Genomic DNA, 24,139 nt, shown 5'->3' with positions numbered 1-24,139 from the left:
CTAACAGACTCAAGATTAAGCATTTTTTAGTTTCATGCATCGTATTGAAAAATTGGGGATATTTTTTGAAGACTCTTTTTCTTAAAGAAAATATTTTACTTTTTTCGTGTATTCTTTTTTTCTAAATCATCTTTTTCTAAATCATCAAGACGCTTTTTCAAGTCAGCATTATCAGCATGGATTTTTAGCACCATCTCCTTAAAAGTCTCAAATTCTTCACGTGAAACAAGATCAAGTTTGTTGGCTATCTTTTCAGCCTGCACACGAAAAGCTGTTCCAGCTTCACGTCGTATACCTTGCGCAACATCAGCGGCATCTGTTGCTAATTTTGCTAATTCATCAAGAATACGGTTTGATCCATTACGCATAACATTTTTCCTCAAATTTTAATATTGACACACGCATTATAGCGTATTCTCATAACATTTAGATACTTTAATTTGTTCCTTTTACCCTATTTTTACCCTACTGTGCAGATTTTTCATGATGATTTTGTTCGAAAATTTTTATATTCCTTTTTATCGCCATAATTTTTTACCACGATATGGGTGGAAATCTATTATTCTTCCTGACTTGACCATTGTGCATTCATCTGTCATTTCTGACCATTAGAGTCACTTCATATCCATCTTATACAATGTAAAGTGCTTAATTCATGAACAACCTTGTCTGTCCAGCCATTGCTTTTCCATCTTTTCTTGATCCTGTCATTATCCAGCTAGGCCCCATAACACTTCATTGGTATGGACTTGGTTATGTCGTGGGTATTCTTTTTGCTTGGTGGTATGCACAAAAATTATTAAAAAAAACGTCTCTATGGCATAAAAACCACCCTCCTATGGATAAAGAAAAGATCGGAGATTTCGTTGTCTGGTCGGCCATAAGTGTTGTTGTCGGAGGGCGTTTGGGACAAGTTCTTGTATGGGATCCTCTTTATTACTTTAGCCATCCAAGTGCTATTATTGCCGTATGGGATGGGGGAATGTCTTTTCATGGTGGTCTTATTGGCATTATCATTGCAATGATTTTGTTTGCTCGTAAAAATAACATCAATATACGATCCATGTTTGATATCATTGCTGCCGGTGCGCCTATCGGTATCGGCATTGTACGAATCTGCAATTTCATCAATCAAGAATTATGGGGCAACGTTACCACACAACCTTGGGCAGTTTGTTTTCCCCTAGATCCTTACTATTTACCGCGCCACCCAAGCCAACTTTACGAAGCATTTACAGAAGGATTTTTTCTCTTCACTCTTCTCTTCATTGTTATTTTTGCCTTCAACGCATTCAAACGCCGTGGGACTGTGTCAGGAATATTTATTATAGGCTATGCAATAGCACGCAGCATCTCAGAAGTTTACCGCGCTCCTCAAGAAGATCCAGAATGGTTCTCTACTCTTTTCCATTCTACAGGCTTTACCTATGGCATGGCTTTATCTCTTCCCATGCTTCTTTTAGGGTTTTATCTCCTCCTTCAAGCATTTAAAGATAAATCTACCGAAAATGACACCCCTCAAAGAAAAAATTAAAGAAATCATCGCATCTCATGGCCCCATTACTGTCAGTGAATATATGACATTGGCGCTCACAGATCCTCAATTTGGCTATTATCAAACACAAACACCTTTTGGGCGCACTGGTGATTTCATAACAGCACCCGAGGTGAGCCAATTATTTGGAGAAATGATTGGCATTTGGCTTCTTGCAAATTGGAATGCCCATGGTTGTCCTCAGCCTTTTATTCTTGCTGAAATAGGACCAGGACGTGGAACTTTGATGGATGACATTTTGCGAACCATCCAAAAGCTTTCAACAACAGCATTTAATACTGCTGAAATTTTTCTGATTGAAATAAGTAAAAAACTCGCAAAAGAACAAAAAAAACGCCTTTTCTCTTATCAAAAACAAATCCATAGCATTGAAAATTTTAATCAAATTCCTTCAAAACCTCTCTTTCTCATTGGGAATGAATTCCTCGATACACTCCCCATCAACCAATATATTAAAATCGATGGTGAATGGAGAGAACGCCGCATCACAAGCAATAAAGATGGAGATTTCATCTTTATTGCTGCCCCGTATAAACTTCCTTCTTCTTGTCTACAAACCTATTGCTCTGAAGTCCCTGATGGGACAATTTTTGAACATGCTCCCTTACGACATCAATTCATGCAACAGATCAGTCACCATTTAGTGCAAGTCACAGGTTCTGCTTTGCTTATCGACTATGGTGCGTGTGATCTTGCCTTTGGCGATACCTTGCAAGCACTCTCAAAACATAAATTTCGGGATGTTTTTGATGCCCCTGGTGAACATGATTTAACATCCCATGTTGATTTTTCTTTTTTAAAAAATATAGCTCTTGAACAGGGCTGTTTTGCTGAAACCTTAGAGCAAGGAGAATTTCTTTTTAAAATGGGGCTCATGGAGCGTGCAAAACAACTTGGAATGGGAAAAAGCGTTTCCTTGCAAGACAAAATCCGCCAAGATATCCAACGGCTCGCTGGCCCAGATCAAATGGGTAAACTATTTAAAGTTTTACATTTCAGTGATAAAAATATACCTATACCTCCCCAATTTTGATGATCGACAATTTTATCAATAAGAACATCATTCTCTGAAATGTTCGTCGACAAATAGGAACATCACCCCACCATTCAAATAACCCCATAAGGAACTTTTATGAAGCCTATCCCTCATCCCATCCTTGCAAAAAATCTTTCTACTTTACACCACCATGGAATAAAACATGGATTTTTTACACGTCAAGCTAGTGTTTCAAAAAACCTTTCTCATAGCCTTAATGTTGGAAAAAGGTTAAATGATCAACCTGAATATATTGTGCAGAACTGTCTTTTGATCGCTGATTATTTTTCTATTGAGGTACAAAACTTAGTCACGGTCAATCAAATACATTCTTCCGATGTTGTCGTAGTCAATCAAGCGTTTATTGACAATCCTCCCAAAGCAGATGCTCTCGTTACCACCACACCAGGGCTTGTAATCGGTATTCTTACAGCAGACTGTGGCCCAATACTGTTTGCTGATCCACAAGCTGGAGTCATCGCCGCGACGCATGCTGGCTGGCGCGGAAGTTTAAATGGAATTATTGAAAAAACAATTGCTGTTATGGAAAAACAAGGAGCCAAAAGACAATCAATAACAGCAGCTCTTGGACCTTGTATTGGTCCGCACCACTACGAAGTAACAAGTGAATTTTATAACCAATTTATTGAGAGTCACAGCAAATTTCAAAAATATTTTTTAAAAACAGAAAAAGTCAATCATTTTCATTTTAATCTATGGGCGTTTATTATCAATCAACTCAAAGAAGCAGGCGTTAATGCTTCTTGTGTAGAGCTTTGTACTTATCAAGATGAACAGCATTTTTTTTCTTATCGACGTACAATACACCGCAATGAACCTGATTATGAGCGGCAAATTTCTGCTATTATGTTGAAATAAATATTTTTTCAAAAAAATATCAAAACCGCAAACAAAGGAATGTCGATAAAATAAGTACGCTTTTTTCTACAATTCTTTTTTCATAAAAATTCTTATTGGCGTTACAAAACACGAAAATTGTCGCATTGAGAAATAAAACAAATTCTTTTGTTCAACGTTTACTTATTAATGACCTTTAATATGTCATTATTTAAACATAAAATATCACTGAAGCTATTTTCTAAATCAAGTCGTTGAAAAAAGCTGAACTGAGTGATTAAAAATATCTTCACTGCCTTCGCTCTCTCTACAAATAATGACACATCAATTTTAAAAAATACTTCGAAATACCAAAAAAATAAAAAACATGACACGCATCAAGATCCGCAAAAGCATCCTTAGAACAAGTAATTTATAAAACTTATAGAGATCAAAGATCTTTCTCTATCGCAGATCCTCCCGTACAAATAAACCGTATCTTTTTTTTCTTAACAATTTCAATAATTAATTCTACAGGGAACAAAAATTTGGGAAAAAGAGAAAATATACCGCATCGCTCTTTAACAATAATCAATAAAATTGTAAGGCTTTTGTAATTGTTTTCTTGCAATTTAATAAAAAGAAATTAAAAACCGTGTCGCATTCCTACCATGATTATTCAGAGGTTCTACTATGAAACTTTTCTGCGGAAATTCTAACCCACGTCTCGCTGAAGATGTTACAAATTATTTGAACATCCCCTTAGGCAAGGCAACTGTAAAGCGCTTTGCTGATCAAGAAATTTTCGTAGAATTGCATGAAAATGTACGAGGCCAAGATGTATTTGTTTTGCAATCTACATCTTATCCTGCAAATGATCATTTGATGGAATTGCTCATCATGATTGATGCCCTTCGTCGGTCTTCTGCGCGTCGTATTACAGCGGTAATACCCTATTTTGGCTACGCCCGCCAAGATAGAAAACCTGGACCACGGACTCCTATTTCTGCAAAACTTGTTGCCAACCTGATTACTGAAGCAGGCGCCCATCGCGTTTTAACATTGGACCTTCATGCAGGACAAATTCAAGGTTTTTTTGATATCCCTACAGATAATCTCTATGCTGTTCCTGTTATTTCTCGTGATGTCAAAATGCATTATTCTCTTGAAAATGTTATTGTTGTTTCACCTGATGTAGGTGGTGTGGTCCGCGCTCGCTCGCTCGCCAAGCGCTTGAACAGTTTGCTTGCTATTGTCGATAAACGTCGTGAACGTCCTGGTGAATCAGAAGTTATGAACATTATTGGAGATGTATCGGGGAAAGATTGCCTTTTGCTTGATGACATTGTTGATTCAGGTGGAACTTTATGCAATGCAGCAAGTGCTCTCTTGAAACATGGTGCCAATAGTGTCACAGCTTATATCACACATGGTGTTCTTTCTGGAAATGCTATTGAGCGTATTACTAACTCAGAGATGAAAGAATTGGTTATTACAGATTCAATTATGCCAACAGGAGCCATTGAGAAAGCTCATAATATTCGCGTTTTACCCATTGCTGATCTCATTGGAGAAGCAATTGCCAGAACAGCAGCAGAGCAATCCGTTTCCAGCTTATTTGGTTAAAGTGGTTCTTTAGGATCTCCCGGTGCTGTCTCTACACCCAGATCAGGAAAGGCAACAATACGTTGACCACTAAAATGCGTATGAATAACAATAAGGCCACGCTCTTCAAAGTAGGTTAAAAGCCGACGTGCACGGCTTAAAGAATGTGTTCCATAAAGACGGGCTAAAAATGCATCAGATGGGCATGGCTTTCCCCCCAATGCAGCCTGTGCCACATTCAAGAAGACTCCTTGAACATCATCTTCCAAACTTTCTGATATCTGCAAAATATGTTTCCAATGTTCACTGACAGCCGTTTGTTCATCGACAAAAGCCTGAGCAATCGCCAATTTACGCCGAAATTGTGAAAGATTAAAAGGAACCTTTGACATACCATGGATACGGCAACGAACCGAAAAATCTTGATAAAGCTCTGCTGTTGAACGATAAAAAGCCTCAGAATCCTCAAGAATTTCCCGAATAACTTGTTCCGCTTGACACTCTCTCTCAACATCAGAAAGTTCAGGAAATAAACTCGGGGGGTCTTCTAAGCTCTCTTGTTTTTTATGCACCACCTCCTCTAATATCTCATGCATTGATTTTTCTCTCACTGGTTCTCGTATTTGTTTAAATGGCGTTAAAATTTCCTCTGGTGAAGCCGTAAAAACGAGTTCTTTTGCATCTATGTGCTCTGTTGGAAGTGGCATTAATTTAGGGCTAGAAGAGCGTGCTAAAGTTTCAACAGAACCAATGATAATTGGTAAAGGACGTCGTGATAAAGCAGGACCTAAAGCGATAAAATTTCCCCGCTCAAGATCTCTAAACATTTCCGCTTGGCGACGCTCCATCCCCAAAAGATCAGCCGCACGCATCATATCAATATCTAAAAAAGTCCGCCCTATTAAAAAATTTGAAGCTTCAGCAGCAACATTTTTGGCAAGCTTAGCCAAACGTTGTGTTGCAATAACGCCAGCAAGACCACGTTTACGTCCTCGACACATAAGATTGGTCATAGCGCTTAGAGAAATTTTACGCGCTTCATCGGAAACTTCTCCTGCCGCAGTGGGAGCAAACAATTGTGCTTCATCGACAACAATAAGCATAGGATACCAATAATCACGCTCCACATCAAACAATGCTCCAAGAAAAGCCCCCACAGCACGCATCTGTTGTTCAGTATCCAACCCTTCAAGATTAAAGACCACCGAAACCCGATGTTGCCGAATGCGATGGGCAATACGCGTCAACTCTAATTCACTTCGTTGAGCCTCTACAATAACATGACCAAATTTATCGGCCAAAGTTATAAAATCCCCCTCTGGGTCAATCACACAGTGCTGTACCCACTGAGCACTTTGTTCTAAAAGACGGCGTAAAAGATGTGATTTTCCTGACCCGGAATTCCCTTGTACAAGAAGACGTGTCGCCAATAATTCTTCCAAATCCAGAAGTGCTGGCATCGATTTATGCAAAGCACGACTTTCTGACATCTCACCCAAGGCAATCTCAACCTTCATAACATCTCCAGTGTTTGATTTTAAACATATCAGCGCCTATTGGTTGATTCTCCATCCGCACCGCAATTTGTAACATTTCCTCCTTTTTAACGGTAGAAATCATCGATTTTTCCCACAACTCTTGCATCTATGAATAGTTTGAATTATAGAACAAGCTTCTACGTAGACACCCTTGGAGGCAACGTAGAATGGAGCAATCGCTGTTTTCTAGCGCATATCTTCATATCCATGCAAAAACTGTTATTGTTTTTGCAGGATCTCCAATCATGTAAAAAGGACTTAAATTATGAGTAAAAGCTACACTCTTAAGGCCGAAAAACGCGAGCGGGTTGGTAAGGGGTCCTCCCGTGAACTTCGCCGCAACGGTCTTATCCCTGCTGTCATTTATGGTGAAAAACAACCTCCTTTGGCAATAACAGTTCCCTATAAAGAAATTTTCTACAAAATTCACGCCGGTGGCTTTCGGACCACCATTGCAACGATTGTTCTCGACAAGCAAAAAATTATGGTCTTGCCAAAAGATTACCAATTAGATCCTGTGCGTGACTTCCCACTCCATGTCGATTTCTTACGCATTTCGGCAAAATCCGTTGTAGAAGTGAATATTCCTGTCCACTTTCTCAATGAAGATACAGCGCCTGGACTTAAAAAGGGTGGTGTCCTCAATATTGTTCGGCACGAAATTGAATGTACAGCTCCGGCAAATGCTATTCCTGAGGCCATTGAAATTGATCTCTCCAGCTACTCTATTGGTGATTCTATTCACATTTCAGCTGTGCAACTGCCCAAAGATGTAACCCCCATCATTCAAGATCGGGACTTTACCATTGCGACCATTGCAGCGCCTGCGAGTATGGATGTCAGTGATGAAACTTCCGAACAAGAAAAGGATGAAGATGAGGCTCAAACTTCATAAAACTCAACAGGCGGGAATTTTTCCCGCCTTAATTTATGAGACATGTAATTCCCTTACACTTTGACTGAAGGTACATATGTGGCTTATTGCTGGTCTTGGCAATCCTGGTTTGCAATATCAAAATAACCGCCATAATATTGGTTTTATGGCTGTGGATGCTATTTATCAGTCCTTTTCTTTTTCTCCATGGTCGAAGAAGTTTCAAGCAGAAATCTCCAATGGTTTTATAAATAATGAGAAAATTTTTCTTATTAAACCGCAAACTTTTATGAATCTTTCGGGGCAAGCTATTGGTGAAGCTTTGCGATTTTACAAATTAGATTTAAAAAATTTGATTATTATTTACGATGAGTTAGACCTATCACCGGGAAAAGTCCGTATAAAAATTGGAGGAGGAAATAATGGGCATAATGGTATTAAGTCTATTGATGCCCATTGTGGTACCGATTATTGTCGCATACGGATAGGTATTGGTCATCCTGGAAACAAAGAACTTGTTCATCAGCATGTTTTAGGGAATTTTACCAAATCTGATCAAGAATGGTTGCCCACTCTCTTAAATACCCTTGCAAAAAATATTGCTCTCCTTATAAAAGGTGACAAATCTCTCTTTATGAATGAAGTTTCACAAACGATAAAAAACAAACACTTACCCTAATCGCTCATTTCTCTTATCAGCAAAAAATCAACTTTTTTCTATAAAAATTTTATATAACGTATTATAAAAATTAATTTTTATAAACTGAATAAAAATGCCAAATATCATAGGTTCATTATCAAATCTATTGATAATGAAGCAATCAAAACCAATTGGTCTACATCTCACCAGTTGGAGAGGTATACGGATAAAAACTCTTGAAAAAAGAAAGAAAAATGCCTCTTATAAATCTTTTCAAAGGAAAAACCTGTTGGGAAAACATGAAAAGCTGACAAAGAAAATTATGATATTTATACAGACCTTGTGAAAACGAGAAGTCTATACTCTCTTTTTGGAGAAAGAGAAGATTGAACAGCAAACCAAAATACTCAAATGGCTCTCTCCAATCTTCTCCCTAAAATTAAAAATCATTTGGCTGAATGGTTGACTCTAGCGGATCGTAGCCATTTGATTGTTGACTGTAAACTGTAGATATACTCCTATTGTTTTGCAATACCACAACGCGCGAGCCAACGGGAACACGATCATAAAGATCAATAATATCTTGATTGAGCAAACGGATACATCCGCTTGAAATAGCACGCCCTATTGACCAAGATTCATGTGAGCCATGAATACGGAAAAGTGTATCTTTCCCGTTTTTGAAAAGATAAAGTGCTCGCGCGCCCAATGGATTATCGGGTCCTGGTGGCATTCCTTTCCCCAAATGTCCATAACGTTCTGGTTCTCGAGCCATCATTGCTGCAGTAGGCGCCCAATTTGGCCAGCGACGTTTGCGCTGTACAACACCCTCACCTTCAAATGCTAGGCCTTCCTTACCGACCCCAATTCCATAGCGTAAAGCTTTTCCATTTTCACCAATAAGGTAAAGAAAACATTCTTGCGTATCGATAACCAACGTTCCAGGTGGATAAGATGTATAATAAATCACTTCTTGTCGCCAAAACTTTGGATCAATTTTTGCAAGATCAACAGCAGGTAACGGATAAGCTTCATTCGTTACAGGACCGTACAAAGCCTGTATTTCTGGTGGAATGTATCGAGCTTGTTGCAAAGAAGCCGATGACATATCTGATTGATGTGTTGTAGCACATCCAGCTAAAGCTAAAAGTGCTGCAATTAAAAAGGCACAACGAGATAACACTCTTCTATTTTCTCCGATTAATTATTTACGCAGATTTGCGTACCATGAAAAACTTAGCACACTATTAACATTAACTTGAAGTTTTCTTAATTATTAAGTTTAAGAAGAACTTTAAAGGGTAAAAAAGCAGATTATTCATTGCTGTAGACTTTTTTCTTACTTATCACAATACAAAGACTATAACTCTTCTGAAAATATGCTATAAAAAAATTTTATCTTGACCATAAAATCAACAGAAAAGAAAGATTCTCATGGGCTTTAAATGCGGTATTGTCGGATTACCTAATGTTGGAAAATCAACTCTTTTTAATGCACTAACAAAAACAGCCACTGCACAAGCTGCCAATTATCCTTTTTGTACCATTGAACCAAACACTGGTGACGTTGCTGTTCCAGATTTACGAATGGAAAAAGTTGCATCGATTGCAGGTTCAAAAGAAATTATTCCTACACGCATTAATTTTGTTGATATTGCGGGGCTTGTACGAGGCGCTTCAAAAGGTGAAGGTTTAGGGAACAAATTTTTAGCCAATATTCGCGAAGTCGATGCCATTATCCATGTTTTACGCTGTTTTCAAAATGAAGATATCACTCACGTAGAAGGACGTATTGATCCTATTTCTGATGCGACAACCGTTGAAACTGAACTCATGCTGGCGGATCTCGAAAGTCTGGAGAGACGAATCGTACAAATCCGTAAACGAGCAATTGGAAAAGATAAAGAAGCTCTTACAATTCTCCCCGTTATGGAAAAAGCATTAAATATTCTGCAACAGGGAAATCCTGTCCGGTTATTACTCAAAGATATCGCTTTAGATGAACACCATATTCTAAAGAGCTTAAATCTTCTCACTTCCAAGCCTGTACTTTATGTTTGCAACGTAAGCGAAAATGATGCCGCTCATGGAAATAACTTTACCCAAGCAGTTGAAAAAATGGCAACGGAACAAAATGCGCAAAGCATTATCATTTCTGCTTCTATTGAAGCGGAAATCACACAATTGAGTGATGCTGAAGCATCAGAATATCTCGATGCTCTAGGGCTCTTTGAACCAAGTTTAAATCGCCTTATTCGCGCTGGTTATCATTTACTTGATCTCATTACTTACTTCACCTGCGGACCTAAGGAAACACGAGCATGGACAATTACGCGTGGTACAAAAGCTCCCCAAGCTGCCGGCGTTATTCACTCCGATTTTGAGCGCGGCTTCATTCGTGCCCAAACGATTAGCTACAATGACTATATTGCTCTGGGGGGAGAAAGCGGTGCAAAAGAAGCTGGAAAGGCTCGCGATGAAGGAAAAGAATACATTGTGCAAGATGGTGATATCATGTTATTTAAACATAATACTTAATTCTTCACTCTCCCTTAATATTTTAGCATTTTATCTTGAAGATTTTGTAATAAGTCTATAGAAGAGTATTGCAAAAACTCCCAAGTTCTTCTGAACTAAAAACCGTTGCTACCATGTTATTATGGTAGCAACCTCTTTGTCTATTAAAAAATGGAAATATGAAATTAGCGTGCCCAATGCCCTTCATATTTAAATGTTGGAGCATCTTTTAAAGAATCCTTTGTGGCATTTGTAATAAGTTTCCACTTACCATAATCATTTGTCATCTGGATTGTTTCTGGAGAAACGACCACATAACTCTCCCCTATACCAAGAAAACCGCCAACAGCAATTACAAATCCCGCAATATTATTTTCACGTAGAATAATATCTTTTACTTCACCAATATTTTCATCTTCTATATTATAAACATCGGCGCCTATAAGGCTGGAAGCAACAAAGTCCGTTGCTAAAGGCGTTACATAACGCACAGACTTATCGATCCCCACCTGTACAATACCCGTCGAAGAAATTATTTCATGTTTAGAAGGCATTTCAAAAGACTGAGCATAAGTACTAGAAAGCATCAAAATTGACATAAGAGTAGTACATACAATTTTTTTCATTTTAACATCTCCGTTTTACTTTGCTTTTACTTTATAAAACCTCAATGCATCATAAACAGATTTGTTCCTTATGTTCTTTATACTTTCTACTCTTTCAAGATAGGTTACCTTGTCCTTTTCTCTTTAATTTCCTCTTTTGTTTCTACCTCCAAACCACACCAAATACGATTTTTTAAAATATAAACAAGTCCTGCAAAAATGATTAAAAATAAAATAACACGAAAACCGGTTTTTTTACGAATTTCCATATGAGGATCAGCAGCCCACATCAAAAAAGCAGCAACATCACGCGCGTAATGTTCAACAGTTTGGGGGGTTCCATCTTCATAAGTAACGACACCATCACTCAAAGGAGGCGCCATGGTTAAAGAATTACTGGCAATAAAATAAGGATTATACCAATAACCATCCACAATCTCTACCTCCTTTGGCGCTTCCTGATATCCTGTTAAAAGAGCGGTAATATAATCTGGACCGGCTGTATCATAATGCGTTAACACATCAGTAATTAAAGCAGGAAACGGCAAAGATACACCACGTGCACGTGCCATCAATGATAAATCTGGAGGATACGCACCATTTAAAGCAAATCTTGCTTCTTCTTCATTTGCAAAAGGAGAAGGAAAATAATCCGTTGCGACCCCAGGACGTTTAAAATTTTTTCCTTCACGATTAGGACCATCGCGCACTTCATATTGTGCTGCCCAAGCTTTAATCTGTTCTTGATCATAGCCAAGAGCTTTTAAATGGCGAAAAGCCACATATTTTAGCCCATGGCAGCTGGAACAAACTTGTTTATAAACCTTTAACCCACGTCGCAATTGTGCCTTATCATAAAACCCAAATGGCCCTGAAAAACTCCATTCTTGTTTTGTAGGAATCCGTAAAGGAAAAGAAGTCAGTTCCTCTTCTTGATCCAATCGATCAGAGGCATAACTAGCCCCACTCTGAACAGAAAAACTCAGAGAAACAATAACAATTAATCCAATAAAAATATTTACCATAGTCTCTTTTTTTTCTGTTTCAGATCTTGCATAATTGAAGAGGGAAGAGAACGACTTTTTTCAAACGTAGGTAAAATCGGCAAAATAACCAAAAAGAATATAAAATAATAAACCGTAGCCAATTGCGTCCATAAAAGAATTCTGTCACTTATTTCTCTTGACCCCAGCCAACCAAGAAAAACGACATCAAAAACCAACGCCCAAAAGAAAATTTTATAAACAGGTCGATACCTTGCCGAACATATTTTAGAGCGATCTAACCACGGGACAAAAATCAACACGAGAATCGAGCTGACGAAGAGAACAAAGCCCACAAAAGTTGAAGAAAAAATACCGATATCAAAAGTTATAGCACGCAGCATTGCATAAAAAGGTAAAAAATACCATTCTGGAACGACACGAAGCGGTGCCTTTAAAGGATCGGCCACGCTATAATTTTCGGCTTGCCCCATATAATCGGGCATATAAAATAAAAACCAAGCAAAAAAGATCAAAAAAACAGTAATGGCAAAAATATCTTTGATAAGTGTATAAGGCGAAAACGGTACCGTTTCTTTATCTGATTGTATCGCAAGACCCGTTGGGTTTCCTTGCCCCACACAGTGGATTGCCCAAATATGAAGCCCCACAAAAAGAAGCAAAATAAAGGATAAAACATAATGAAAAACATAAAAACGATTCAATGTTGGTTGTCCTACACCATAACCACCAAGAAGTATTTCATGTAACCATGCTCCCACCAAAGGTATCGTTTTTAAAAGCCCTGCAATCACTGAGGCGGCTGAAATAGACATCATCCCCCAAACAAGCACATAACCAAAAAATGCGATTGCCATCATGATGATATAAATAAAAATCCCTGTGATCCACACCATTTCTCGCATATTTTTATAAGAACCATAATAAAGTCCGCGCGCCAAATGGATATAAACGGCAATAAAAAAAAACGAAGAACCTACACTATGCCATGGACGAAAAAGCCATCCAAACTGGCCTTCACGCCGAAATCGTTCACCCGTTTCAAAAGCCAAATGAATATCTGGAACATAATGCAGTGACAAGACAAGACCAGTCAAAAGCTGTGATAAAAGCATAAGGGTCAAAATACCGCCAAACGTATAAAAGTAATTAAGATTACGCGGAACAGGAAAAATCACAAATGCATTATAAAAAAAACGAGGAAGAGGAAAACGCTTATCAAACCAACGGGAAAGAGCATTTTTAGGACAATAAGGAGGAAACCTTGTCATGACCTTATCCTATTTTGAGCAAAGTATCAGAAAGAAATTGGTAAGGGGGGATTGCCAAATTATAGTTCGCTGGACCTGACCGCACTCTTCCCGCGGTATCATAAACAGACCCATGACACGGGCACAACCACCCTCCAAATTTCCCCGATTGCCCAAGTGTTACACAGCCTAGATGCGTACAAAGATTAATGACAATAAGCCAATTTTCACGGCCTTTACCGGCTGAACGCGCAAAATCCGTCGCTTCTTTTTCACCTTCAAGATTAGGATTGCGAGCTTGACGATCTTTTAGAAGACTCAAATTCGTAGCACGCGCATCAGCGATTTCTTTTGCCGTACGGTTTCGAATAACAACGGGCTGTCCTCGCCATTTTACCGTCACTGACATCCCCTCTTCAATACCGGAAAGGTCAACCTCAACAGAAGAAGATGCCAAAACAGCCTCATCTGGGCGCAACTGACGGACAAAAGGCCACGCAACAATACCCATTCCAACTGCTCCTGCAACAGCTGTTACTAAAAACAGAAAATCCCGCCTCGTCTGCTCACCCATTGCCTTAACTTAAAAGAGATACTTTTCTAAAAAATCTTTTTATCATACCCTCTCCCATTGCACAATGCTTGTATTACTTGCGTTGCTTTAACCCATAACATATCCCTATAAAAAACTTCTATTCTTCGTATGATTGACACAAAAATTGCTCAATCGAAGGAAAGCCCCTAACTAGGAGATTCTCTTTTATCTCAAACCAATCTTTGACCGTAACTTTTTCCTGAAACTTAAACTGCATAAAAAATAAATACAAAAATCATATATTTTTTGACCATATTTTTCGAATAAATTACAGCACTTCTTTACAAAGCTGAAAAAAATCATATTACAGAGAATATGACACTTCATATAGCTCTTTTCCAACCTGATATTGCTGGTAATACCGGAACAATTTTACGTCTTAGTGCTTGTTTTGGTTTACATGTGCACATTATTGAACCCGCAGGCTTTAACCTGTCGGACCGTAATCTCAAACGTGCAGGATTGGATTATCTCGAATATGCTTCCTTAGAACGACACATTGATTGGCAACATTTTTTAAGCTCTATGAAACGCTTTAACCGCCGTCTTTTGCTTTTAAGTACAAAAGCAAAAACATGCTATACGCAGATAGACTATCAAAAAAATGATGTTTTACTTTTTGGTCGTGAATCAGCTGGCGTTCCCGATTATGTCCATGAAGCTGTCGATTACACATTGAAAATTCCCATGAAACCACAGGCACGCTCTCTCAATCTTGCCATGAGCGTAGCCATAACAACAGGAGAAGCACTGCGCCAAATTGGTTATTATGAAGAAAACTGTAATCTATAAAAACACAACACTTCTATCAAAGCATTAATAGAATATCAAAATACATAAACTCTGGTTTTCAAATAAATAGAAAAAACTATTTTTCAAGAATTTTTCAAATCTTAAAAGCACATACTTTTCAATGATACTTCTGGAATAAAGCCTCTAAAAGCTCATAAGCTATCCTATAAATATAGTTAAAGCGTATAACACCTGCCATTGCTAATACCCAAGTGCTGATAAAATAAACGTTTCTTAGTGCCCATTACCTCCATTTTATATCACCATCTGTGAATAATTAAATCCCTCTCATATAAAAATGCCTTGAGCATCCTCCTCTTTATGCTCATACAAAATACAAACCGTTATCATTATTCTCTCTAATCTGTTCTTATTTTCCAGAATCTTTATCTTTGATATAGTTTATTAAGAGGTATTTTTCCCCCTTATAATCGTTTTTTCTCACACGACTTCCCTCGCTTGTGACGAATAAGGCAATAATTTTGACTGAATAGTATGAACAAGTTTGAAATAAAGATAATCTTACGATATTTAGCGCTCTTATTTCATATGAGTAATGATAAATTATTATTATAAATCAATTTTTTCTAATAAGGCATGACGATCCATTAAAAATCCACTTTCAACCCATATCATTTCTAGTTCTTTAAGCTTTTTTCCTAAAAGGATACCTTTTGAAAAACCTTTTTTTATTAAATCGTTACCATTAATGGGAAACGTTGGAATCTGCCATTTTTGAACAAGCTGATAAAGTTTGAGATACTCTTCTTTTTTTTGCAAAGCATCCCCTTTTTCTGGAATATCGGCATGTGATGCAGCCACTGACAAGGATAATTGATCCAAAACCGGCTGTCGCCCCTGAAAATAAATCAATTTTTGTACAAAATGATCAGAACAGTTTTGGCTTATTATTTCTAACTCTGCCCATTCCTTTAACCGTGTTGTTTCCTTATGGGAAAAACGCAAGCGCTGTGCCATTTCATGAAGACGTATAGGATCAGGAGGAAGAAGACTTTCTAACCGTAAAAATGGATCAACTTTCCAACCAAGCATCTGTTCTGTTTTCACCAATGCGTGAATTGCATCAATGCCCCATTTTTCTGTTTCAGGAAAAATGAGTGACAAAATTCTGCTTTGTCGCATCCATAAAAGAGCACGTGTTGGATCAGAAGCTAAAAGAAGCTTTTTCATTTCTGCCCAAATACGCTCAGAAGAAAGTTTTTTTAAACCGTGTTTTAAACGAACACATGCCTTCAACCCTTGACCATCAGGTCGCCCCGCTCCATACCACGCAAAAAAGCGAAAAAACCGTAAAATACGCAAATAATCTTCACGAATACGATTTTCTGCAAAACCTATAAAACGAACTGTTCGGCTCGCAATATCGCTCAAGCCTCCTACATCATCATAAAGGTTGCCAGCGGCATCACAATAAAGGGCATTTATCGTAAAATCTCGCCGTTCAGCATCTTTTTTCCAATCACGCCCAAATACCACTTTTGCATGACGACCATCTGTTTCAATGTCGCTGCGAAGCGTTGTGACCTCATAAGAACATGAATGCGCAACCACTGTTATTGTACCAAAAGCAATCCCTGTCGGAATAGCTTTAAATCCTGCTTCTTCTACACGTGCAATAATCTGTTGCGGTAAGCAGGTTGTCGCAATATCAATATCACTAATAGGTTGCCCTAATAGTTGATTGCGCACTGCTCCCCCCACAATACGTGCCTCTTCCCCCTCTAAAGATAAAATACGAAGAAGTGTTTGGACATCACTTTGTTGTAACCACGCAGCCTGTTTGAAGTTCTGCCTTATATTCACCCTTTAACCTTTCAAAAAGTTGTCTTCATTGCTTTCAAAAACTCTCTTCATAAAACAAAGTTTTTAAAACATTCCTTATAAAACAAGCCTCTTTCTTTAAAAGAAACTTTTCTCTATCTATACACGAATATGAAAAAAAACGGCTTATGATGCTTCTTTTCTTCTCATTTTCTGTTACAAACAATAAGATATCCATTATCATGCAGAGAAAATTACCATTTTTGCGACAAACGCCTTAAGGAAAAAATATGAGTCACCGTGATCCAGCATCTAATTCTGTGAAAAAGGTTAATACCAAACAGGAGGCCCAAGTTATTATTGAGGATATTGATACGGCACACAAAGAATTAGATATTATACAACAAGAAATTGACAAAGTTATTTTTGGGCAAAGTCATATCATTGAATATGCTTTAACAGCTATTTTTGCTGGTGGCCATGCTCTTCTTGTCGGTGCTCCGGGGCTTGCAAAAACACGTCTTGTGGAAACATTGGGAACCGTTTTAGGACTTGATGAAAAACGTATCCAGTTTACCCCAGACTTAATGCCATCGGACATTATCGGTTCTGAAATCATGGATTCCGATAAAGAGGGGAAGCGTTCTTTTCGCTACGTTCAAGGTCCCATTTTCACGCAGCTTCTCATGGCTGATGAAATCAATCGTGCCTCTCCACGCACACAGTCAGCTCTTTTACAGGCTATGCAGGAATATCATGTGACCGTTGCAGGAACCCGTTATGACTTACCACAACCTTTTCATGTTCTTGCAACGCAAAATCCTCTCGAACAAGAGGGAACCTATCCACTTCCTGAAGCTCAACTCGATCGCTTTTTGATGCAAATTGATATTGATTATCCTGATCTTACAACAGAGCGGCGGATCATTTTAGAAACAACAAAAGAAAAAAAATCAAATGCCAAAGCAATTTTATCCGCTAAAAAATTGCAAAAAATTCAAAATATCGTTCGCAAAATGCCTCTTTCAGAAAATGTGATCGAAGCTATTTTAAAAATTGTCCGCTCAGCCCGCCCGGATAAAGACAATAGCCTTGCCAATACTTATGTTTCTTGGGGACCTGGCCCGCGCGCATCACAAGCTCTTTCACTTTGTGTTCGTGCGCGTGCTCTTTATTATGGGCGTTTAGCCCCTTCACTTGATGATGTTGAAGCGTTGGCATATCCCGTATTACAACATCGTATGGCGCTTAATTTCTCTGCTCGTGCTGAAGATATAACCGTAAAAGATATTATCAATAACCTTGTGAAAGATGCTCTTTAAATGGCTATTGGCAAAAAAGTTTTACAAAAACCTCCATTGTCGCTGGCAAAAGAGCTGTATAAGGATAATGGGAAAATGCCATATTTCCTTTTACAAGCGCGTCATATTGCCAATACACTGATAACCGGATGGCATGGGCAACGCAAACGTGGTCATGGAGAAAATTTTTGGCAATTTCGTCCCTATATGGAGGGAGAATCCATTACCCGCATTGATTGGCGTCGCTCAGCGCGTGATGAAAATACCTATCTCCGTGAGCATGAATGGCAAATGACACAAACCGTTTGGCTTTGGCCTGATCAGAGCCCATCAATGCATTACTGTTCGCGCTTTTCTAAAATCTCTAAAGGCAATCATGCCATCATTTTAACCCTTGCCTTGGCATCACTTTTGGCACGGTGCGGCGAACATATTGCTATTCCCAACTTAGTGCCTCCCACGATGACATCCAATGTCGTAGAACGAATAGCATTTGCTTTAGAAAATCATTCAGATGAAAATTCATTTCCAGATTTTTCAACGATTACACGCTTTTCACACACCATTATAATGAGTGATTTTCTCGATCACCCTGAAAAAATCATCCAACATTTAACTGCTTTATCGACAAAACAGGTGACAGCTCATTTAATTGAAATTGCTGATCCTGCAGAAGAAAGCTTTCCCTACACAGGTCACACGGAATTTTTTGATCCGGAAACGAAAGAAAAACACATTTTTGGAAAAGCAGAAAATCTTCGTAAGAGCTATTGTAAGCTATATCAAGCACGTCGACAAGAATTGGTAAATTTTTGCACACGCCAAGGGTGGTCTTATCACGTCAGTCCAACAGATCAACCTTTAACAGAGACCATTTTGCATCTTGCAAATACAATGGGCGACTCTTCACTGCAAAAAAGGAGGGCACTTTGAGTTTTTCTGCTCCCTTTCTGTTATTAGGGCTCTTGTTTCTACCGGTCATGTGGTGGCTGTTGCGGATATCCCCTCCACCTCCACGGAAAGAGCTCTTTCCTCCTTTCCGCTTCTTACCCAAATCAACCCATCAGCAGGAAACAGCAAAACATACCCCTTGGTGGTTGCTCTTGTTGCGTTTAACCATAGCCGCACTGGTTATCATCGCTCTAGCCCGCCCCACTTGGAATCAAAAGCCAATAAGCTTTTCTGGATCTCAACCCCTTGCGCTCATTATTGATAATGGATGGGCATCTGTAAAAGAATGGAAAAAACGTATCTCTAGCGCTGAAATGCTCCTTGCACAAGCAGAAAAACAGCAAAAAAATATTTATCTTATTGCAACGGCTGAGAATGATATCTCCAATGTGGAACCCAAACCAGCAAAGGTTATAAAACAGCATTTAATGCATTTGCAACCGCGTCCTTGGCCTGTAAATCGTGTGCATATCTTAAAAGAATTCAGTAAAATAAACAAAGGAAAGCCGCTCGATATTGCTTATTTAAGCGATGGATTACAAACAAATGACGAAGAGCAAACTTTTGCTCTAATTGAAGAATTAAAACCTAGAAACTTCTTGTGGTATTTGGCTGATATTTCCGATTTAATCGGCATAACATCCATAGAAAATAGCAATGGAAATATGGTCGCGCGTATTATTCGCTCAACAACACACAATGCGATGCCCGCTACACTCAGCCTTTACGATTCACACAATCAACTTCTTGGTCAATTTACGAAAAATTTCTCTGAAGGCGAAACAACAGCACTTATTCCTTTTGATGTCCCCCTTGAACTACGCAACGATATCGCTTGGATAAAAGTCAATAACCAAAACCATGCTGCTGCAACTTTCTTAGTAGACAGCCATAGCAGGATAAGCCGTGTTGCTCTTCTCTCTCCAGATACCAACGAAATGACACAGCCTTTACTTGCTCCGTTTTATTATATTATCAAAGCACTACAAGATCATACACAGCTTATAACTTCCGGTGGAAGAGAACTTTCAACGGATATTGATCATTTGCTTAAACAAAATCCATCTGTTTTCATTATGGGCGACATGGTTAATATCCCTGAAAAAGCAGAAAAAAAGCTTTCTGATTTTGTGAATAAAGGGGGAACACTCATCCGCTTTGCAGGAGAAAAACTCAGTAGTATAGAACATTACGATAGTCTCCTTCCGGTACCGCTGCGTCAGGGTCAACGTTCCCTTGGAAGTATTATGTCTTGGACAAAACCGCAAAAACTTGCCCCTTTTGCAAAAAATAGCTTTTTCTTTGACCTTCCTTTTCCAGAAGATGTTACTGTCTCGCGCCAAATCCTCGCAGAACCAACCCCAGATCTTTTCGAAAAAACGTGGCTCAGTCTTTCGGATGGAACCCCTCTTATTACCGCAGCAAAGCGTGGGAAAGGAACCCTCATTTTCATTCATATTGCCCCTGATCCTACATGGTCTAATCTTCCTCTTTCTGGCTTTTTTGCACAAATGTTGCAAAAACTAATCACATTAGGAGCTTTTGAAAACACAAACCCAACACATAAAGAAAAAAGAACAAGAGTACAAAATCCTTGGCAAACCATAGCCGCTGATGGACAATTACAAATCCCCCCTTCTGATGTTGTTCCGCTAATCTTTAATGCACAAAATCCACCCCGTCCTTCCTATCATACTCCCCCAGGACTTTATGGTGTCAAAAATGACTTTTATGCGCTTAATCTCTTAAACCATTCATCGCGCTTGAGACAACAATCATCATTGCCAAATTCTCTTAATAAGAATCCTTTATCTTATGATACAAAAGAAAAAAATCTTATCGGTCCCCTTTTAGGATTAGCCCTCTTATTATTTGCCTTTGATAATTTTCTCATTTTATGGATGGGAGGTATTTTTTCTTTTAATAAACGGCGTAATCTGTTTTTCCTTCCTCTCATCATTCTGATTGGTTTATTTTCATATGATCCAACGCTTCATGCACAAACGACAGAAAATCATCATGATAGTGTGCAAGCCGCTGGTGCAACACATCTTGCCTACGTTATAACCAACAATCATGAAATTGATACAACGAGTAAAAGTGGTCTAGAAGCCTTAAGTCAATTTATCGCAGAACGCACAATGCTTATCCCCGGCTCGGTTAGAGCACTTGATCTCGATAAAGATGAACTCTCCTTTTATCCTCTTATTTACTGGCCAATTGATGTTCAGAGTCCTATACTCACCCCTCAAGCCCTTGAAAAAATAAATAACTTTATGAAACATGGAGGAACCATTTTATTTGACACGCGTGATCAGATAAAAAGCAATCTTAATCTTGAAGGAGATGCTACTCCAGAAACGCAAAGATTACGAACCATCTTAAAAAGGTTAAACATTCCCTCCATTGAGCCCGCATCAACAGATCATGTTGTTGCACGTTCCTTTTATATTATGCCAGATTTTCCTGGTCTCTACCGTGGTTCACCTTTATGGGTTGAATCCTCATCAACGAACAAAAAAAATAAAAACTCCCTTGCCAGTGGCGATAATGTAAGTTCTCTGCTCATCACCGCAAATAACTTTGCTGCTGCTTGGGCACTCGATGAAAAAGGGACATGGAAATATCCCCTTGTTCCCAATGACCCAGTGCAACGTCTATGGGCATTTCGTGCAGGCTTAAATATTGTCCTTTATGTGCTTACTGGAAACTATAAAGCAGATCAAATTCATGTTCCAGCGCTCTTGGAACGCTTTAAAAGAGAAAGAAGGCAATGAACCCACTTTTCACTTTTCAGCCTTTTTTACCACTTTTTTGGATTCTGCTGTTAAGCGGAATATCTATTCTTTTTGTCGTTGTTGGTCTTATTACACAGCGTCAAGGATCTTTGTTTCGTCTGATGGCATTGAGCGCTCTCATTTTTGCTTTGCTTAATCCAATGATTATCAAAGAACAGCGCGAACCGCTGAAAAGCACAGTAGGCATTGTCATTGACCGCAGCAAAAGCCAAACTTTTGGAACACGGATAGACGACAGTGATGAAGCGCGCGCGCAATTAATCAAAACATTGGCGCATTATCCACAATTTGAACCACGTTTTATTGAGGCTGGAAAACTTGCTGATCATCAATATGCCTCCTCAACGAATTTGTTTAATGCTTTAACACAAGCACTTTCTGATGTACCGCCCTCTCGTTATGCAGGAACCATTTTTATCACTGATGGACAAGTGCATGATATTCCAGAGCTATCAGATCTTCATCATAAAGCACCTCTGAATGCTCTGATCACAGGGCGCTCAGATGAATTTGATCGTCAAATCAAGTTTATTTCTCCTCCACGCTTTGCCCTTGTCAACAAACCACAAAAGCTCTCTATTTTGATAGAAGATCAAGGAGTGTCTCAAGAAACAATACCACAGAAAGCCAATATGACACTCAGTGTCAATGGACAAGAAGTTGGCCATTATTCTATGACTCCTGGTATTATTTTTCAAACTGAAATTATCCTTCCCCATGCTGAAAAAAATATTATCCAAGCAACAACTGAACCTTATAAAGGTGAACTAAGCATTGAAAACAACCGCGCCATAACAACCATTGAAGGAATCAGAGAAAATTTACGCGTTCTTCTTATTTCAGGTGCTCCTTATAATGGAGAACGAACTTGGCGAGACCTTTTGAAAGGTGACTCTAATATTGATCTTGTTCACTTTACGATTTTGCGCCCCCCCACTAAAGCAGATAATACCCCTTTAAGCCAATTATCCTTGGTGGTCTTTCCCACAAGAAAGCTCTTTGTTGAGGAGATTAATAACTTTGATCTCATCATCCTTGATGGTTACCAACACTCTGATGTTCTCCCTTTAATCTATTATGATTATATCGCCCAATATGTACAAAAGGGTGGTGCATTGCTGATGGTAACAGGACCTGAATTTACCCAAAAAAACTCACTTGCAAAAACACCTTTAATAAGCATCCTACCAGCATTGCCCAATGGAACTATTATTGAAAAACCTTTTCGCCCCGCATTAACCAAAGAAGGTGAGCGTCATCCTGTCACAAGGAATCTTGCAACGCTTAATCTTCCAGCTTCTCAATGGGGACGCTGGCTGCGACAAATTGCTATTCAAGATGCATACAAAGGCACAGCGCTCATGAAAGGCGCCGATGAACAGCCACTTTTACTTCTTTCCCATGTTGATAAAGGGCGTGTAGGTATGTTGCTTTCCGATGAAAGTTGGCTTTGGGCACGAGGTTTTGAAGGTGGTGGTCCGTATGCCGCTCTTTATCGCCGAATTGCTCATTGGCTCATGAAAGAACCGGAACTTGAGGAAGAAAAATTAAGTGCGACCAGCAACCATCATCATTTAACAATTCGCCGACAAACTCTGAAAGACCATCCAGAACCCGCTGAAATAACCTTTCCTTCTGGAAAAAAACAAAAGATCATCCTCACTCAAGAGCAAGAAGGTCTCTTCTCCGCAACTGTAGCCACTGATGAGGCAGGGATTTTTACCATCAAAAATGGTGGTTTAACAATACTTTCTTCTGTAGGGATGCTCGATAATCTTGAATTGTTTGACTTAATTTCAACACAAGAAAAATTAGCCCCCATTATTAAACACACGGGGGGCTACATTGGACGTTTACACCCTGAAGGAAAAGAAAACATTCATCTTCCTCCACTCAAGCTCATTCAATCAAAAACAAATCTGTCATCTTCCCCAGCACATTCAATTATTTTAAAAGAAGCGACAGAAACGCGTTTAATTGATACCTTTTATTTTTCGGTATTTTCTGGTTTTTTTGCCCTGCTTGTTTGTCTTTTACTGTTGAGCAGCATGTGGTATCGTGAAGGTCGTTAAAAAATCCTGAGATTTTGTAGAGCAGTTTTTAAATTAAGCTGATCTTTTTGTATATTTACTTATCTTTTACAATGAGATGAGATATTGACTTATCATTGAATAATTTACCACTTCTTCATATCGAGTTATTATTCCTGTTAGGATTTTCCTTATTTGTAATCCTGTTCATATTAAATCAATTAAAATCATTCTTTTACACATCCTTAAAAGAGGTGCTGCATGGATAAAAACCATTGAAGAAAAGAATAAAATTCCTCTTAGGAATCCTCTTAAAACAAGGATTTTTATAAAGTTGGGATGGGATAGTATAACGGTTTTGGTTTGCCCCTTGTATGAGCGTAAAGATGGTGGTGCATGAATAAAACCTTATAAACGAGGTTTTTCATA

At 38.7% G+C, this 24,139-nt stretch carries 20 protein-coding genes; 12 read left to right on the top strand and 8 right to left on the bottom strand.

The features are described from left to right. Positions 1–95: 95 nt before the first annotated feature. On the bottom strand, positions 96–368 hold the full coding sequence (locus FJG96_RS04775; RefSeq protein WP_139412978.1) for an accessory factor UbiK family protein: 273 nt from the start codon (positions 366–368) through the stop codon (positions 96–98). A 287-nt stretch (positions 369–655) separates the two neighbouring features. On the opposite strand from FJG96_RS04775, the gene lgt reads away from it, so the two are divergent. From lgt to FJG96_RS04755, 4 genes are all read left to right on the top strand, one after another. Further along, positions 656–1,534 (top strand): prolipoprotein diacylglyceryl transferase, encoded by an 879-nt coding sequence (gene lgt / locus FJG96_RS04770; RefSeq protein WP_139412977.1) that lies wholly within the window; start codon positions 656–658, stop codon positions 1,532–1,534. After that, the gene (locus FJG96_RS04765; RefSeq protein WP_139412976.1) at positions 1,509–2,588 is read left to right on the top strand and encodes a class I SAM-dependent methyltransferase; all 1,080 of its coding nucleotides are present in this window, start codon (positions 1,509–1,511) and stop codon (positions 2,586–2,588) included. The genes lgt and FJG96_RS04765 overlap by 26 nt, the downstream gene beginning before the upstream one ends. 99 nt (positions 2,589–2,687) lie before the next feature. Next, positions 2,688–3,470: a peptidoglycan editing factor PgeF gene (pgeF, locus tag FJG96_RS04760; protein ID WP_139412975.1), complete on the top strand. Its 783-nt coding sequence runs from the start codon at positions 2,688–2,690 to the stop codon at positions 3,468–3,470. A gap of 651 nt (positions 3,471–4,121) precedes the next feature. Then, on the top strand, positions 4,122–5,054 hold the full coding sequence (locus FJG96_RS04755; RefSeq protein WP_139412974.1) for a ribose-phosphate pyrophosphokinase: 933 nt from the start codon (positions 4,122–4,124) through the stop codon (positions 5,052–5,054). Here the strand turns inward: FJG96_RS04755 and FJG96_RS04750 are convergent. Further along, positions 5,051–6,550 carry a helicase HerA domain-containing protein gene (locus FJG96_RS04750; protein WP_139412973.1) on the bottom strand — a complete coding sequence of 500 codons (1,500 nt, stop codon included), beginning with the start codon at positions 6,548–6,550 and terminating at the stop codon, positions 5,051–5,053. The genes FJG96_RS04755 and FJG96_RS04750 overlap by 4 nt on opposite strands. A gap of 286 nt (positions 6,551–6,836) precedes the next feature. Here FJG96_RS04750 and FJG96_RS04745 point away from each other — a divergent pair, with 286 nt between their 5' ends. Together FJG96_RS04745 and pth are read left to right on the top strand one after the other, a co-directional pair. Continuing rightward, positions 6,837–7,466 carry a 50S ribosomal protein L25/general stress protein Ctc gene (locus tag FJG96_RS04745; RefSeq protein WP_139412972.1) on the top strand — a complete coding sequence of 210 codons (630 nt, stop codon included), beginning with the start codon at positions 6,837–6,839 and terminating at the stop codon, positions 7,464–7,466. Between the two features lie 76 nt (positions 7,467–7,542). Continuing rightward, a complete protein-coding gene (gene pth / locus FJG96_RS04740; RefSeq protein WP_139412971.1) occupies positions 7,543–8,124 on the top strand; it encodes an aminoacyl-tRNA hydrolase in 582 nt (193 codons plus the stop codon). A gap of 400 nt (positions 8,125–8,524) precedes the next feature. Here pth and FJG96_RS04735 read toward each other — a convergent pair whose 3' ends face one another. Continuing rightward, complete coding sequence (locus FJG96_RS04735) at positions 8,525–9,268, bottom strand: L,D-transpeptidase (RefSeq protein ID WP_139412970.1); 744 nt, start codon at positions 9,266–9,268, stop codon at positions 8,525–8,527. Between the two features lie 251 nt (positions 9,269–9,519). Between FJG96_RS04735 and ychF the strand changes: the two genes are divergently transcribed. Further along, positions 9,520–10,623: a redox-regulated ATPase YchF gene (gene ychF, locus FJG96_RS04730; protein WP_139412969.1), complete on the top strand. Its 1,104-nt coding sequence runs from the start codon at positions 9,520–9,522 to the stop codon at positions 10,621–10,623. 164 nt (positions 10,624–10,787) lie between these two features. On the opposite strand, the gene FJG96_RS04725 is transcribed toward ychF, so the two are convergent. From FJG96_RS04725 to petA, 4 genes are all read right to left on the bottom strand, one after another. Further along, on the bottom strand, positions 10,788–11,228 hold the full coding sequence (locus FJG96_RS04725) for a PRC-barrel domain-containing protein (protein ID WP_005773828.1): 441 nt from the start codon (positions 11,226–11,228) through the stop codon (positions 10,788–10,790). A gap of 104 nt (positions 11,229–11,332) precedes the next feature. Continuing rightward, positions 11,333–12,232 (bottom strand): cytochrome c1, encoded by a 900-nt coding sequence (locus tag FJG96_RS04720; RefSeq protein ID WP_139412968.1) that lies wholly within the window; start codon positions 12,230–12,232, stop codon positions 11,333–11,335. Continuing rightward, entirely contained in the window at positions 12,226–13,482 is a 1,257-nt protein-coding gene (locus tag FJG96_RS04715; protein WP_139412967.1) for a cytochrome b, read from the bottom strand. Before FJG96_RS04715 ends, FJG96_RS04720 begins: the two co-directional genes overlap by 7 nt. A 4-nt stretch (positions 13,483–13,486) precedes the next feature. Then, positions 13,487–14,035 (bottom strand): ubiquinol-cytochrome c reductase iron-sulfur subunit, encoded by a 549-nt coding sequence (gene petA, locus FJG96_RS04710; protein WP_139412966.1) that lies wholly within the window; start codon positions 14,033–14,035, stop codon positions 13,487–13,489. 336 nt (positions 14,036–14,371) lie between these two features. On the opposite strand from petA, the gene FJG96_RS04705 reads away from it, so the two are divergent. Next, positions 14,372–14,848 carry a tRNA (cytidine(34)-2'-O)-methyltransferase gene (locus tag FJG96_RS04705; RefSeq protein WP_139412965.1) on the top strand — a complete coding sequence of 159 codons (477 nt, stop codon included), beginning with the start codon at positions 14,372–14,374 and terminating at the stop codon, positions 14,846–14,848. A gap of 570 nt (positions 14,849–15,418) precedes the next feature. On the opposite strand, the gene FJG96_RS04700 is transcribed toward FJG96_RS04705, so the two are convergent. Further along, positions 15,419–16,672 (bottom strand): CCA tRNA nucleotidyltransferase, encoded by a 1,254-nt coding sequence (locus FJG96_RS04700; protein ID WP_139412964.1) that lies wholly within the window; start codon positions 16,670–16,672, stop codon positions 15,419–15,421. A 248-nt stretch (positions 16,673–16,920) separates the two neighbouring features. Between FJG96_RS04700 and FJG96_RS04695 the strand changes: the two genes are divergently transcribed. Genes FJG96_RS04695 through FJG96_RS04680 form a run of 4 tightly spaced genes read left to right on the top strand, consistent with a single transcriptional unit; the run spans position 16,921 to position 23,752 of the window. Beyond that, positions 16,921–17,952, top strand: a complete 1,032-nt coding sequence (locus FJG96_RS04695; RefSeq protein ID WP_139412963.1) for an AAA family ATPase — start codon at positions 16,921–16,923, stop codon at positions 17,950–17,952. Then, positions 17,953–18,864, top strand: coding sequence for a DUF58 domain-containing protein (locus tag FJG96_RS04690; RefSeq protein WP_139412962.1), 912 nt, complete (start codon positions 17,953–17,955; stop codon positions 18,862–18,864). Then, entirely contained in the window at positions 18,861–21,659 is a 2,799-nt protein-coding gene (locus FJG96_RS04685) for a DUF4159 domain-containing protein (protein ID WP_139412961.1), read from the top strand. The genes FJG96_RS04690 and FJG96_RS04685 overlap by 4 nt, the downstream gene beginning before the upstream one ends. Further along, positions 21,656–23,752, top strand: coding sequence for a glutamine amidotransferase (locus FJG96_RS04680; RefSeq protein ID WP_139412960.1), 2,097 nt, complete (start codon positions 21,656–21,658; stop codon positions 23,750–23,752). The genes FJG96_RS04685 and FJG96_RS04680 overlap by 4 nt, the downstream gene beginning before the upstream one ends. Positions 23,753–24,139: the final 387 nt, after the last annotated feature.

Source organism: Bartonella mastomydis (genome assembly GCF_900185775.1).
GTDB classification, from domain to species: Bacteria; Pseudomonadota; Alphaproteobacteria; order Rhizobiales; family Rhizobiaceae; genus Bartonella; species Bartonella elizabethae.
The sequence above is the reverse complement of the archived record's forward strand: the minus strand, read 5'-3'. Positions and strand labels throughout refer to the sequence as shown.

Bases quoted from the DNA above. Each gene is read 5' to 3' on its own strand.
- FJG96_RS04720 (WP_139412968.1), bottom strand. From the start codon at position 12,232: ATGGTAAATATTTTTATTGGATTAATTGTTATTGTTTCTCTGAGTTTT.
- FJG96_RS04775 (WP_139412978.1), bottom strand. From the start codon at position 368: ATGCGTAATGGATCAAACCGTATTCTTGATGAATTAGCAAAATTAGCA.
- FJG96_RS04755 (WP_139412974.1), top strand. From the start codon at position 4,122: ATGAAACTTTTCTGCGGAAATTCTAACCCACGTCTCGCTGAAGATGTT.
- FJG96_RS04680 (WP_139412960.1), top strand. From the start codon at position 21,656: ATGAACCCACTTTTCACTTTTCAGCCTTTTTTACCACTTTTTTGGATT.
- FJG96_RS04695 (WP_139412963.1), top strand. From the start codon at position 16,921: ATGAGTCACCGTGATCCAGCATCTAATTCTGTGAAAAAGGTTAATACC.
- FJG96_RS04725 (WP_005773828.1), bottom strand. From the start codon at position 11,228: ATGAAAAAAATTGTATGTACTACTCTTATGTCAATTTTGATGCTTTCT.
- FJG96_RS04705 (WP_139412965.1), top strand. From the start codon at position 14,372: ATGACACTTCATATAGCTCTTTTCCAACCTGATATTGCTGGTAATACC.
- pth (WP_139412971.1), top strand. From the start codon at position 7,543: ATGTGGCTTATTGCTGGTCTTGGCAATCCTGGTTTGCAATATCAAAAT.
- FJG96_RS04690 (WP_139412962.1), top strand. From the start codon at position 17,953: ATGGCTATTGGCAAAAAAGTTTTACAAAAACCTCCATTGTCGCTGGCA.
- lgt (WP_139412977.1), top strand. From the start codon at position 656: ATGAACAACCTTGTCTGTCCAGCCATTGCTTTTCCATCTTTTCTTGAT.
- pgeF (WP_139412975.1), top strand. From the start codon at position 2,688: ATGAAGCCTATCCCTCATCCCATCCTTGCAAAAAATCTTTCTACTTTA.
- ychF (WP_139412969.1), top strand. From the start codon at position 9,520: ATGGGCTTTAAATGCGGTATTGTCGGATTACCTAATGTTGGAAAATCA.
- petA (WP_139412966.1), bottom strand. From the start codon at position 14,035: ATGGGTGAGCAGACGAGGCGGGATTTTCTGTTTTTAGTAACAGCTGTT.
- FJG96_RS04765 (WP_139412976.1), top strand. From the start codon at position 1,509: ATGACACCCCTCAAAGAAAAAATTAAAGAAATCATCGCATCTCATGGC.
- FJG96_RS04750 (WP_139412973.1), bottom strand. From the start codon at position 6,550: ATGAAGGTTGAGATTGCCTTGGGTGAGATGTCAGAAAGTCGTGCTTTG.
- FJG96_RS04745 (WP_139412972.1), top strand. From the start codon at position 6,837: ATGAGTAAAAGCTACACTCTTAAGGCCGAAAAACGCGAGCGGGTTGGT.
- FJG96_RS04715 (WP_139412967.1), bottom strand. From the start codon at position 13,482: ATGACAAGGTTTCCTCCTTATTGTCCTAAAAATGCTCTTTCCCGTTGG.